Below are 13,212 nucleotides of genomic sequence, written 5' to 3' on the forward strand. Positions count from 1 at the left end.
TGGAAATGGCGCGGAGTGTCGCGCCGTCAGGTGCATGGCTGGGACAGGCTGGGGCTGCTGGGAGCAGCGCGCCGGAAATTGCAGGTATGACTGGAGGTCAGACGAACGTGGGTACTGCAAGTGGCGCCGTTCCGGGCATCGCGGGCCCGGGCTTTGCGGGGACCGTGGTGAGCCCGGTGCGTGCGGACGAATACGCCGTCCCGGCCGTCGGGATGGGATCGGCCGCCATGGGCGTGAGCATCGGATACCAGGTCGACACGACCGCGCTGTCGGTCTACCCGCGCGCGGCGGCCCAGCGCGGGCGCGGGCTGCACGGTCAGCTGGTTCAGCAGCTCGGTCAGATGATCGTCGCCGGCGAGCTCGGCGCCGACCGGCCGCTGGTGCCGGAGGAGATCGGCAACCGCTTCGAGGTTTCCCGCACCGTCGTGCGCGAGTCGCTGCGCGTGCTCGAGGCCAAGGGGCTGGTCTCGGCCCGTCCCAACGTGGGCACGCGGATTCGCCCCGTGCACGAGTGGAACCTGCTCGACCCGGACGTGATCGAGTGGCGCGCCCTCGGCCCGTATCGCACCGACCAGGCCCGTGAGCTGATCGAGCTGCGCCAGGCTTTCGAGCCGCTCGCCGTGCACCTCGTCGCCGCGCGCGCGGCCCGGCTGCCCGAGGCTGTCCGTATCCGCCTCGCCGAGTTGTCCGACATGCTCACAGAGACGGCAGCCACGGGTGACGTCGGCGGATTCCACCGCACCGACGCCGAACTGCACGCGCTGCTGCTGCGGGTCACCGACAACCGCATGCTGGAGCACCTGGCCACCGTCGTGTGCGGCGCGCTCGAGATCACCGGTGTCCGCTCGTATGGCTGCTCGCCGGAGGCCGAGGTCGATCAGCACACGTCGCTCGTCGATCGGGTTTTGGCGGGCGACGGCGTGGGCGCGGCGGAAGTTGTCAGCGGACTACTGCGGCGGGTGCCCAGCCCGGCGGCGAGTGCTCACCTGCCGGCGCAGCGGGATAGGTGAGGCAGGGCGGGCGCTAGGTAGAGCAGGAGACTGGGGCGACGAGCGACGGTGGAAAGCCGGGCCGGACGGTGAGATGCGTCCGGCCCGGCGCGCTCACAATGAGGCATTTGATTCCATGTAGGCAGTTCTCGGCGGTGGCGGAGCGGAGTTTTCCCATCTAATTACTCCCTGTAGACGCGCGGTGACGACTAAGCTCAGAGCGGGAAACATCCTGGGCCGTGGTTCACTGCGGCCGGCTGCACGGCGGCGGACACTCCATCCGCCGCTTCGTCGCGAACGGTGGGGACGGGAGCGCCAGTGGCCCGAGACGCCATGCGGAACCACAGTCCCGCGAACACGGGGCATCCCGACGCGGATACCGCACTGCTGCGCGCCCTTCTGCACGACGGTTCCGCCGCATTTGCGCTTTATGGCACGGACGGCCGCTATCGCCAGGTCAGCCGCGCGCTGGCCGACCTCAACGGCGCTCCTGCCTCCGCCCACCGGGGACGGCTGCCCAGTGAGATCCTTCCCGCCGGGCTCGCTTCCCAGATCGAGGCATCCCTCGCCCGGGTCCTCGCCGACGGCATTCCGCGCCGTGAGATCGAGCAGCGCGAGGCGGCCCCAGAACTCGGTGGCGGGCTGCGCCTTTTCGACAGCCACTGGTCGGCCGTCCGCGACGACGCCGGCGCGATCATCGGTGCGCTCGCCGTCGTGCACGACGTGACCGACCGACACCGGGTTGCCGACCTGCTCGGCTCCACGCAATGGCGCATCGGGAAGCTTCAGACCGTGACCCGCGAGCTGGCCGGGGCGCTGACCATCGGCGAGGTGCGGGCGGCGGTCGCGAAGCTCGGCCAGGTCACCGGTGCCGCCCACGTCGACCTCCGGCTGCTCGACTCGGTCGGGCACACGCCGTGGCCGCAGCCGGGCGGCTCGGGCTCGCGCCCGGTGCCCGCGCCGCGTACGCCGAACTCGACCGACGAAGAGCGCTGGGAGCGGCGCACCTTGTCCTGGCCTCCGCTGCTCGCCGCCACCGTGCGCGCGGGCCAAGCCGTCTACCTGCCCGAGCCCGGAGCGATGCACGAGGCGTTCCCCGAATCCGCCCACTGGGACGAGGCCCCGGACGACGAGCGGGCCTGGGCCGTCCTGCCCCTGGTCACCGCGGCCGGACCGGTCGGCGGTCTCTACCTCGCCTTCGAATCTGAGCGTCCCTTCGATGAGGAGGACCGGGCCTACCTCCAGGCACTGGCCGGCCAGTGCACGATGGCGGTGGCCCGCGCCCGCATGCACGAACGCGAACACCGCCAGGTCGTCTCGCTCCAGGAGGCCCTGCTGCCCAAGCGGCTGCCCAGCCTCTCCGGTGTCGAGGCCGCCTTCCGGTACATCCCCGGCTCGATGGACACCGAGGTCGGCGGCGACTGGTACGACCTGTTCGGATTCCCGGACGGTCGCGTCGGCATGGTCGTCGGCGACGTGATCGGCAAGGGGGTGACGGCCGCGGCGGGCATGGGCCGGGTGCGTGCCGCGCTGCGGGCGCTGGCCTTCACCGACCCCTCCCCGCGGGCCGTGATGAGCGGCCTGGACCGGCTCTTCGACGCCACCGAGAACGCCGAATCGCTCACCACGGTCGTCTACGCCGTGTTCGACCCGGCCGACGGATCGCTGCTGATGTCCGACGCCGGCCATCTCCCGCTCCTCGTGGTGACCGCGGACGGCGCGCCGCGCTACGTGGATGCGACGCCCGAGGCGACGCCGCTCGGCTGGAGCGAGGAACGAATCGAGCATCACATGACGCTCGGTTCGGGCGACATCGTGCTCGGCTTCTCGGACGGCCTGGTGGAGACCCGCTCCGCCTCGCTCGACGAGGGCCTCGACCGGCTGCTGCGCGCCGTGCGCTCGGCGCCCGACCAGGCCCTCGAGCCGCTGCTCGACCACCTGGTCGACACGATGCTGCGCGAGCATCACGATCAAGACGACGACGTGACGGTGCTCGCGGTACGGGTGGCGCGCTCGACGTGAAGCCGGACCACCGGTCCAAAGGGGGGGAGCGAAGTGAGACGACGACACAACGCCGCGGAGCGACGGGGTGGCCCCGTGCGCGCTTGTCGACCGACCGCTGCTAGACTCGTAGACCGAGTGCGTGACCTGCGTTCGCGAAGCGGTGCACAGCGGCTTGATAGCAGCCGCGGCCGGCATGATCCACACCAGGCACGACTACACGCGGCCGCCGCCTGCTGTCGTCACAGTGGGAATACGGTGCCGCTGCATCGCGCTGTCATACAAGCGTGGCAGGCCCGGGAGAGCCGCCGCACCATACGTCAGTCCCGTTCCGCCGCGTTTCGATAGCATGCCAGGTCTTTTAGTTAGCGCTTCAAGGAACCTTTCCGAAGGGTACGTGAGTGTCGGCCCCTACCTCGCTTTCCGCATCTGCCGCGACCGCCGCGTCCGGCGCCCAGTCGATGACAGAGGACTCGCCGGCCACGCCGGTGGCGATCGCCGTGCAGGTCCTGCTCGACCGCGCCCAGGGAGCCGCGGTCTCGAGCGAGGACGTGCGGCGCGCCTGCGAGCACGCCAAGGTCCCGGTCAGCCAGGCGAAGTCGGTACTGCGCGCGCTGCTGGAACAGGGTGTCACCGTCGCCGTGGTGGGCGAGGGTGCCGCGTCTCTGAGCAAGCCGCGCAAGCGTGCTGTCGCCGCCGCGACCCCGGCGCGAGCCACGACGACCGTGCGCAAGAACGCCGAGGCCGCGGCCCCGGCCGCGCAGTCCGCCGCCGATAACACCGAGAAGAAGGGCGCGCCCGCGCCGACCGCGAACGGCGACTCGGCTGCGGCCGAGCACGCCGCTGAGGCGTCCGAGACCGCAGCGGCCCCCGCCAAGAAGGCCGCCGCGAAGAAGGCCGCCCCCGCCAAGAAGGCGGCTGCCGAAGGCGACGAGGCCGCGCCCGCTAAGAAGGGTGCCCCCGCGAAGAAGGTCGCGCCCGCCAAGGCGACCTCGGGCAAGGCGTCCGACGACGAAGAGGCGATCGACGGCGAGGAGGACCTCGACGCCGAGCTCGAAATCGACCTCGAGGCCGACGAGGCGCTGGTCGAGGAAGTCGAGATCGAGGGCGCCGCCGAAGAGGCCGTCGAGGCTGAGGCGGAGACCGAGGAGGCCGAGCCGGCCAGCGAAGAGGCCGCTCCCGTCACCGAGGAGGACGAGGGCTTCGTCCTGTCCGACGACGACGAGGACGACGCCCCGGCCCAGCAGGTCGCCTCCGCGGGCGCCACCGCCGACCCGGTCAAGGACTACCTCAAGCAGATCGGCAAGGTCCCGCTGCTCAACGCCGAGCAGGAGGTGGAGCTGGCCAAGCGGATCGAGGCGGGCCTGTTCGCCGAGGAGAAGCTCAACTCGGGCGAGAAGATGGACCCCCGGTTCAAGCACGAGCTGGAGATCATCGCCGAAGACGGCCGCCGGGCCAAGAACCACCTGCTCGAGGCGAACCTGCGCTTGGTGGTCTCGCTGGCCAAGCGGTACACCGGCCGCGGCATGCTCTTCCTGGACCTGATCCAGGAGGGCAACCTCGGTCTCATCCGCGCGGTGGAGAAGTTCGACTACACCAAGGGCTACAAGTTCTCCACGTATGCCACCTGGTGGATCCGCCAGGCGATCACCCGAGCGATGGCCGATCAGGCGCGCACCATCCGCATCCCGGTGCACATGGTCGAGGTCATCAACAAGCTCGCCCGGGTGCAGCGCCAGATGCTCCAGGACCTCGGCCGCGAGCCGACGCCCGAGGAGCTGGCCAAGGAACTCGACATGACCCCGGAGAAGGTCATCGAGGTGCAGAAGTACGGCCGCGAGCCGATCTCCCTGCACACTCCGCTCGGCGAGGACGGCGACAGCGAGTTCGGCGACCTGATCGAGGACTCCGAGGCGGTCGTGCCGGCCGACGCGGTCTCCTTCACCCTGCTCCAGGAGCAGCTGCACTCCGTGCTCGACACCCTGTCAGAGCGCGAAGCGGGCGTGGTCTCGATGCGCTTCGGCCTGACCGACGGCCAGCCCAAGACGCTCGACGAGATCGGTAAGGTCTACGGAGTCACGCGCGAGCGGATCCGGCAGATCGAGTCGAAGACGATGTCGAAGCTGCGCCACCCGTCGCGGTCCCAGGTCCTGCGCGACTACCTGGACTAGGACGCGGACACAGCGAAGCGGGCCGTACCCGGAACTCCGGGTGCGGCCCGCTCGACGGTCAGTGGCAGGAAAGTACGCGCCGGACGGACTGTCCGCCGGGCGCCCAGGTCGTCAGTGCTCGTCGTCCGTGGCCGAGGCCTCGGTGGCGGAGAGCTTTTCCGACTCGTCGTGGATCTCGGCGGCGATGGAACGCAGGCTCTCTTCGTACTTCTTGCCGTGGTGGGCGCAGAAGAGGAGCTCGCCTCCAGAGGCGAGGGTGACGCGGAGGTAGGCCTTCGCGCCGCAGCGGTCACAGCGGTCGAGCGCGGTGAGCGGCTCGGGCGAGAGGAGGTCTGGTGTCAGGACAGCGGTCACGTCGCCCCTTCTTTCTGCGTCGACTGTGCCCGTGGCCCGGCGATCCTGAGCGGATCTCCGGACCCGGTGCGCCGGTCCGGGCGTCCGGTGGACGGGGTTTTCGGCCCGTCTACCCGGATCAACATCAAACCATCCGCGAATACTCCCCGCGCCAGTGTTCAGGGGCAAAACCCCGCCAGTTCGCTCAGGGCGTACGGACCGACGGCCCGAAACCGACGGAAAGTAGACAGGCTGTACCGGACCGGACACGTATGGTGAGACTCCAGCCCACTTTTACCGACACTTTGGTCGGAACCCTGACAGTGCCCAAGCCCCGCAGCGCTGTCCCCGCGAACCGCTACGCTGAGTGCGCGTCAGGATGTCCGCGCCTCCGGCCCCGACCGGCGCCGCCGCGGCCCCGCGACCAGCAGACACACCGTGAAACACAAGGGAGCGAATCACCGTGACCGCCAGTCTCACCGCCCCGGCGACCACCCGTGGTGAGAAGGGCGCGGACTACACAGCGCGACATCTGCTCGTGCTCGAAGGCCTCGAGGCCGTCCGCAAGCGCCCCGGCATGTACATCGGCTCCACCGACAGCCGCGGTCTCATGCACTGCGTCTGGGAGATCATCGACAACTCGGTGGACGAGACGCTGGCCGGGTACGGCTCGCGGATCGAGGTCGTCCTGCACCCGGACGGCTCGGTCGCGGTGCACGACCAGGGCCGCGGCATCCCGGTGGACGTCGAGCCCAAGACCGGGCTGTCCGGCGTCGAGGTCGTGATGACCAAGCTGCATGCGGGCGGCAAGTTCGGCGGCGGCTCCTACGCGGCCTCCGGCGGGCTGCACGGGGTCGGCGCCTCCGTGGTCAACGCCCTCTCCTCCCGGCTGGACGTCGAGGTGGACCGGGACGGGGCCACGCACGCGATCTCCTTCCGCCGCGGCGTGCCCGGCGTGTTCGACGGCGATGGCCCGAACGCGCCCTTCACCGCGCAGAGCGGAATGACCAAGGGCCGCCGCTCGGCGAAGAAGGCGGGGGTCACCGGGACCCGGATCCGCTACTGGGCCGACCGGCAGATCTTCCTCAAGGAGGCCCGGATCTCGCTCCCGGAACTGCACGACCGCGCCCGGCAGACCGCGTTCCTGGTGCCCGGCCTCACCCTGGTGGTACGGGACGAGCGGCGGATCGACGGGGCCGAGCCGAGCGAGGAGACCTTCCACTACGCCGGCGGGATCTCCGAGTTCTGCGAGTACCTGGCGCCGGACCGGCCGATCAGCGACACGCTGCGGCTGACCGGCTCGGGCACCTTCACCGAGACCGTCCCGGTGCTCGACGACGCCGGCCACATGACGCCGAAGGAGGTGCAGCGCACGCTGGACGTGGACGTGGCGCTGCGCTGGGGCACCGAGTACGACACGGTGGTCAAGTCCTTCGTCAACATCATCATCACCCCCAAGGGGGGCACCCACGCCACCGGCTTCGAGCGGGCCCTGCTCAAGACCGTCAACGAGCAGCTGCGGGCGGTGAAGCTGCTGCGGGTCAACGACGACCCGGTGGTCAAGGACGACATCCTGGAAGGGCTGACCGCGGTCGTCACAGTGCGTCTGGCCGAGCCGCAGTTCGAAGGGCAGACCAAGGAGGTGCTCGGCACCCCGGCCGCCGCCCGGATCGTGACCGCGGTGGTCTCGGAGAAGCTCTCCGACTTCCTGACCAGCAACCACCGCAACTTGAAGCCGCAGGCCCGCGCGGTACTGGAGAAGATCGCCGCGGCGGCCAGGACCCGGATCGCGGCCCGGATGCACAAGGAGACCCAGCGCCGCAAGAACGCGCTGGAAACCTCCGCCCTGCCGGCGAAGCTGGCCGACTGCCGGTCCGACGACGTGGACCGCTCGGAGCTGTTCGTGGTCGAGGGGGACTCGGCGCTGGGCACCGCGAAGCTGGCCCGCAACTCCGAGTTCCAGGCGCTGCTGCCGATCCGCGGCAAGATTCTCAACGTGCAGAAGGCCTCGGTGGCCGACATGTTCAAGAACGCCGAGTGCGCCGCGCTCATCCAGGTGGTCGGCGCGGGCACCGGGCGCTCCTTCGACCTGGACGCCGCCCGCTACGGCAAGGTGATCATGATGGCGGACGCGGACGTCGACGGCTCGCACATCCGGACGCTGCTGCTGACCCTCTTCTACCGGTACATGCGGCCGCTGGTGGAGGCCGGCCGGGTCTACGCGGCCGTCCCCCCGCTGCACCGGATCGAGGTGATCGGGCAGGGCCGGGCGAAGAACGAGTACGTGTACACGTACACCGACGCCGAGCTCAAGCGGACCCTGGCCGACCTGCACCGCCGCGGCAAGCGGATCAAGGAGCCGGTGCAGCGGTACAAGGGCCTGGGCGAGATGGACGCGGACCAGCTGGCCGAGACCACGATGGACCCGCGCCGCCGGATCCTGCGCCGGATCTCGCTGGGTGACGCGGAGGCCGCGGAGAAGACCTTCGACCTGCTGATGGGCACCGACGTGGCGCCGCGCCGCGAGTACATCGTCAACTCCGCCGCGCTGCTGGACCGGTCGCGGATCGACGCCTGAGGCCGGGGCTCAGAACAACGGGCAGCGGGTCGTCAGACCCGCGCCGGCACCTCGGCCCGCTCGATCGCGACCACATGCAGGGCGGCCGGGGTGCCGGCCGGCTTGCCGCAGGACTCCGGCCGAGGCTCGGCCGCTGTCGTCTGCTCGACCAGGACCCGGTACTCGATGTCGTTCGCGAGCGCGGTGACGGCCCACAAACCCGCGGTGAGCTCCTCCTCAGCCACCACCTCGACCGCGTCGGCGGTGTACAAGGCGAGGTCGGTGCGCAGCGCGAGATCCGCCGCCTGGCCCATCCGCGACCACGTGGAGCGGCCACGGCACAGCTCCGGCGACATCTCGCCCTTGGCCGCCCGCTCCGCGGCCAGCAGCGCGGTTTGCACGTCGAGCCGGCCGTAGAGGTAGCCGCCCGGAAGGACGAGCGCGGTCGGCGCGAACCGGTGACCGCCGAGATGATCGGTTTCCCAGAGCTTCGCGTGTGCGACGCCGCCGTGCAGCTCGGCGAGGCCGAGCGCGAGCGACCGGCCGAGCACCGCACAGCACCGGTCGCGCTTGCTGTTCGTGCAGACCAGCAGCGCGGGCTCGGGGTGCGGATCGCCCGCGTCGATCCGGCCGGCGCCGAGCGCGGCGAAGTCGAGGTCCAGCAGTTCGCGCGGGTCGCGCACGGTCAGCGCCCGGAAGTCCGAGTGGCTCGGGAGCGTCGACGCGATCAGCACGGTGCGCGGCCCGGACTCCTGGGACAGGGTGTGCCGCCCCACCCGGCGGATCAGGGATATCCGCACGCCGGTGCCTTGGGCGCGACGGTTCAGCTCGGCGCCGAGCTCGGGATCGAAATGGGACTCGGTCAGGGCCCGCGCTCCCCACGGGCCCGGCTGCTCGATGGCGAGCCAGGTCGCGGCGGTCGGCGCCGTCCCGGCCAGCGATTCTCCGTAGAGAAAGGAGAACGCCGAGCAGGACGGGAGCGGGACACGGGTGGCCGAGGGAGGCGACATGCGAACACGGTAGCGGACGGCCTCGTCGGCTGTAGGCGGTTCTTGACCGGACATTGTTCGCTCTTGACCGGACACCACACTTGGAATCGGGCGAGCGCTGGTGAAAGCGCGTCGTCCGGCGGATGATGGCAATCGGGGGAGAAGGCACCCGCTTCGGAGGTTGGCCACCGATGACCTCGACGCATTCCGACCAAGAATCCGCCCAGCCGACCCCACCGCCCTCGCGCGGCCTCGATCCGGTCCATCCCGCGGAGAGCCGCCGTCAGCCTGAGCCGACGCGGGCCACCGAAGCGGCGGCCGCCGAGCCCGCACGGCTCGACGCCGCTCCGCGTGCGGCCGATTTCGGCATCCCGGCGATCCTCGAGCACCGCGTCGTCGCGGTGGAGGCCGGCGCGCCTGCGAGCCCGGTCGCCGTGAACACCTGGCACGAGGACCGGGTCGAGACGAGTCTCCTGCACCCGGTGGAAGCGCAGGTATGGGCCCGCGCCGGCCGCCTGACGCTGACCTGCCCCAGCGGGCGCGAGCACGCGTTCACCATCCTCGCCCCGGAAGAGGGCCGCGACCTGCGGCTGGGCGAGCACTGGCCGTCGCACCAGCCGGAGAGCCGGGCCAGGCGCCTCGCCACCGCAGCCGTACACGACCTCGGCGACCTGCTCACCTTTCCCGCCTGGCTCGGCCGCACCGCCCACATCAGCGGCGAGCGGAACAAGGCCCGCGAGGCTCTGGTCCACCAGATCGTCGCGGCGAGTCCGAAGACCGTGGTCTGCTTCGGCCAGACCTTCGGCTATCTGCACCCGAAGCCTGAGCTGCACCGGCCCTACGACCACCGCGGCCTGGTCGGGCACGAAGGCTACCCGCGGGAGATGTAGGCGGTCCGGGGGGTGTTTGGAAACTATCGTCGGATTAGCCCGCGGCGTCTGTCGCGTGCGTTCGCAAGGCGGCGGAGTTCCCTGATATTGGGAAGCTGTGAACCATAGGTGCCTGGCTGCACCCGGGGGTGCTTCACCAACGCAGCGAGCGTGCCGCTCGCGAACACACGCCGCAGGCGCGGCGAGACTTTCCAAACACCCCCTGGGCGCCGCTCACCCGACTGCCCGTGCCCGCAGGGCCCGCGCGAGGTCGTCGCGCGCCTCGGCGACGAGGCGGCGCAGTGCGGGCGCGTGCCCTCCGGTGGAGAGCCACGAGTCCGCTCGCGCCAGCGTCTCGGGCGCGACCAGCAGGCGGGGGAAGCCGAGGGAGACGATCCGCCGTGCGTTCTCGATGGTGCGCTCGGCCCAGATCCGGTCAAGACCGGCGAAGTAGGGCTCGACGAACGGCTCCAGCAGCGTTGTCTGGTCTGCCTGCGCCATCCCCTCCAGCAGCTCGCGCAACAGGTCGTTCGGCTGGTCGCCGCAGTCCACGACGAGCCGCCAGGCCGCCGCCTTCGCCGCCTGGTCGGGGCGCGCGGCCAGGCAGCCGGCGTGGTGCCGGTGGCCGGCCGCGGTGTTGTCCCCGGCCAGCTCCGCCCCAAGCCGCGCGTCGTCCGCGCGTCCGGCGGCCGCCAGCGCGCGCAGCAGGGTCCACCGCTTGTCGGCGTCCACGGTCAGGCCGTCGAGCACAGTGCCGCCGTCGAGTAGGTCCTCCAGCAGCTCGAAGTCTGCCTCGCTGACCGCCGTGGCGGCGGTGAAGCCGAGCCAGACCAGCTGGTGGTCGGAGCCGGGCGCGGCGGCGGCCAGTTCGCGCCGGGCGGTGGCCGCGGCCAGGTCGGCGACCGCGGCGCGGCGCCCGGGCGCGAGGTAGAGGTCGAGCGCGGCCGTGGTCTGCGCCAGGATCGACTGCAGAACGGCGATCTCGGTCTCGCCGGCCGCATGCCGGTCGACGAACCCGACGAAGCGGGTGGTGGGCAGCTCGCCGTCGCGGGTCATGTTCCACAGCGAGGACCAGACCAGCGACCGGGCCATCGGGTCGCGCACCGAGGAGAGCCGCTCCTCCAGCCAGGCAAGCTGCTCCTGGTCGAGATAGACCTTGCAGTACGACAGATCCTCGTCGTTGATCAGTGTGAACGCGTCCGGCAGGACCTCGATCGGGGTGTGCGTCCCGGTCACGTCCAGCTCGGCCCGGCCGATCCGCGCGACGCCCCCGTCCGCGGCGGCGTAGGTGCCCACCGCGATCCGATGCGGTCGCGCCTCCAGCCGTCCCGGCGCGCCGGACTGGACGATCGCGCCGCGGTCCAGGGCCAGCGTGTTGACCCCGTCCGTCTCCAGCCACGCCTTCGACCAGGCGCCCAGATCCCGCCCGGAGGTCTCCTCGAGCGCCGCCAGCAGGTCGGCGAGCGTCGTGTTGCCGAACGCGTGCCGCTTGAAGTAGCGGCGCGCCCCCTCGAGGAACGGCTCCTCGCCGACGTACGCCGCCAGCTGCTTGAGCACTGAGGCGCCCTTGGCGTATGTGATGCCGTCGAAGTTGAGCTTCGCGTCTTCGAGGTCGTCGATCGAGGCGACCACCGGGTGCGTGGTGGGCAGTTGGTCCTGCCGGTAGGCCCACGCCTTGCGCCGGTTCGCGAAGGTGACCCAGGCGTTCGTCCAGCGGGTGGCCTTGACCTGCGCGTACGTGCCCATGAAGTCGGCGAAGGACTCCTTGAGCCACAGGTCGTCCCACCAGCGCATGGTGACCAGGTCGCCGAACCACATGTGCGCCATCTCGTGCAGGATCGTGCCGGCCCGCCCCTCGTACGAGGCGTCCGTCACCTTGGACCGGAAGACGTAGTCCTCGGTGAAGGTGACGCAGCCGGGGTTCTCCATCGCGCCGAGGTTGTATTCGGGCACGAACGCCTGGTCGTACTTGCCGAACGGGTAGGGGTAGTCGAAGACCTCGTGGAAGAAGTCCAGACCCTGCTTGGTCACCTCGAAGATCGCTTCGGCGTCGAAGTGCTCGGCCAGCGAGGCCCGGCACAGCGCGGCCAGCGGGATCTCCAGCGTGGTCCCGTCCGGCAGGACGCGGGCGTAGTGGTCCCGCACCACATGGTAGGGCCCTGCGACGACGACCGTTAGATAGGTGGAGATCCGCTCGGTGGGGGAGAAGAGCCAGCGCGCGGCGCCCTCGACCACCGGCAGGCGGGACCGCGCCGCGGCGTTGCTCGACATGTGCCAGCCGGCCGGGGCCGAGATGTCGAAGGTGAACGAGGCCTTCAGATCCGGCTGCTCGAAGTTCGCGTAGAGCCGCCGCGAGTCGGCCGGCTCGAACTGGGTGTAGAGGTAGACGCGGCCGTCCGCCGGGTCGACGAACCGGTGCAACCCCTCGCCGGTCCTGCTGTACGCGCACTCGGCCACGACGGTGACCTCGTTGCGGGCCTGGAGCGACGGCAGCGTGATGCGGGAGTCCGCGAAAACGGCGGCCGGATCCAGCGACTCGCCGTTCAGCGTCACCGACAGCACCTGAGGCGCAATTAGGTCGAGAAACGTGGACGCGCCCGGCGCGGCGCACGAGAACGAGATCGTGCTGGTCGAGCGGAACGTGGCGGCGCTCAGATCCTTGGCACCGCTCAAATCGAGGGCGACCCGATAGGTGTCCACCGCGACCAGGCGGGCCCGCTCCCGCGCCTCGTCGCGTGTCAGGTTTCCGCCCGGCATGAGCGTCTCCAGTTCGGCCAACTCCTACGTGACCGGCCCATCCTGCCACCCGGCGATCCCCGGCGCGCGCGCCGGAATCCGTGATCCTCGCGACACGACCGTGCCCCGCCCGGGATTCCGGGCGGGGCACGATTTGTTCGGGTCGCTCAGGCCGCTACTTGCGGCGGGCGATCTTGTTGCCGAGCCACACCAGCGGGTCGTACTTGCGGTCCACCACGCGCTCCTTCATCGGGATGAGCGCGTTGTCGGTGATCTTGATGTTCTCCGGGCAGACCTCGGTGCAGCACTTCGTGATGTTGCAGTACCCGAGCCCGAAGTCGTCCTGCGCGATCTCGCGCCGGTTCGCGGTGTCGGCCGGGTGCATTTCCAGCTCGGCGATCCGCATGAGGAAGCGCGGCCCGGCGAATGCGGCCTCGTTTTCCTCATGGTCGCGGATGACGTGGCAGGTGTTCTGGCACAGGAAGCACTCGATGCACTTCCTGAATTCCTGCGGCCGGTTGACGTCCACCTGCTGCATCCGGAATTCGCCCAGCTTGACCGACGGGT

The 13,212-nt window shown here is 70.5% G+C and carries 9 protein-coding genes; 5 read left to right on the forward strand and 4 right to left on the reverse strand.

Annotated elements, in window-relative coordinates; genetic code table 11:
* Positions 1 to 86: 86 nt before the first annotated feature.
* The 3 genes from VGZ32_RS14855 to VGZ32_RS14865 all read left to right on the forward strand — a co-directional run bounded on the left by VGZ32_RS14855 (position 87) and on the right by VGZ32_RS14865 (position 5,161).
* Positions 87 to 1,010 carry a FadR/GntR family transcriptional regulator gene (locus VGZ32_RS14855; protein WP_414642546.1) on the forward strand — a complete coding sequence of 308 codons (924 nt, stop codon included), beginning with the start codon at positions 87 to 89 and terminating at the stop codon, positions 1,008 to 1,010.
* A gap of 297 nt (positions 1,011 to 1,307) precedes the next feature.
* Positions 1,308 to 3,011 carry a SpoIIE family protein phosphatase gene (locus VGZ32_RS14860; protein WP_326886612.1) on the forward strand — a complete coding sequence of 568 codons (1,704 nt, stop codon included), beginning with the start codon at positions 1,308 to 1,310 and terminating at the stop codon, positions 3,009 to 3,011.
* Between the two features lie 440 nt (positions 3,012 to 3,451).
* On the forward strand, positions 3,452 to 5,161 hold the full coding sequence (locus tag VGZ32_RS14865; RefSeq protein ID WP_326886613.1) for an RNA polymerase sigma factor: 1,710 nt from the start codon (positions 3,452 to 3,454) through the stop codon (positions 5,159 to 5,161).
* 111 nt (positions 5,162 to 5,272) lie between these two features.
* Here the strand turns inward: VGZ32_RS14865 and VGZ32_RS14870 are convergent, their stop codons facing one another.
* Positions 5,273 to 5,515 (reverse strand): DUF7455 domain-containing protein, encoded by a 243-nt coding sequence (locus VGZ32_RS14870; RefSeq protein ID WP_326886614.1) that lies wholly within the window; start codon positions 5,513 to 5,515, stop codon positions 5,273 to 5,275.
* 442 nt (positions 5,516 to 5,957) lie between these two features.
* On the opposite strand from VGZ32_RS14870, the gene VGZ32_RS14875 reads away from it, so the two are divergent.
* Positions 5,958 to 8,072 carry a DNA topoisomerase IV subunit B gene (locus VGZ32_RS14875; protein ID WP_326886615.1) on the forward strand — a complete coding sequence of 705 codons (2,115 nt, stop codon included), beginning with the start codon at positions 5,958 to 5,960 and terminating at the stop codon, positions 8,070 to 8,072.
* A gap of 32 nt (positions 8,073 to 8,104) precedes the next feature.
* Here the strand turns inward: VGZ32_RS14875 and VGZ32_RS14880 are convergent, their stop codons facing one another.
* Complete coding sequence (locus tag VGZ32_RS14880; RefSeq protein ID WP_326886616.1) at positions 8,105 to 9,061, reverse strand: sucrase ferredoxin; 957 nt, start codon at positions 9,059 to 9,061, stop codon at positions 8,105 to 8,107.
* Between the two features lie 170 nt (positions 9,062 to 9,231).
* Here VGZ32_RS14880 and VGZ32_RS14885 point away from each other — a divergent pair, with 170 nt between their 5' ends.
* Positions 9,232 to 9,930 (forward strand): hypothetical protein, encoded by a 699-nt coding sequence (locus tag VGZ32_RS14885; RefSeq protein ID WP_326886617.1) that lies wholly within the window; start codon positions 9,232 to 9,234, stop codon positions 9,928 to 9,930.
* A 213-nt stretch (positions 9,931 to 10,143) separates the two neighbouring features.
* Here the strand turns inward: VGZ32_RS14885 and pepN are convergent, their stop codons facing one another.
* Positions 10,144 to 12,666 (reverse strand): aminopeptidase N, encoded by a 2,523-nt coding sequence (gene pepN / locus VGZ32_RS14890; RefSeq protein ID WP_349263616.1) that lies wholly within the window; start codon positions 12,664 to 12,666, stop codon positions 10,144 to 10,146.
* Positions 12,667 to 12,820: 154 nt separating this feature from the next.
* Positions 12,821 to 13,212, reverse strand: a 392-nt coding sequence (locus VGZ32_RS14895; protein ID WP_326886619.1) for a 4Fe-4S dicluster domain-containing protein, incomplete at its 5' end; no start/stop codon positions are given.

It is taken from the genome of Actinocrinis sp., assembly GCF_035938995.1.
Classification (GTDB): domain Bacteria; phylum Actinomycetota; class Actinomycetes; order Streptomycetales; family Catenulisporaceae; genus DASZGI01.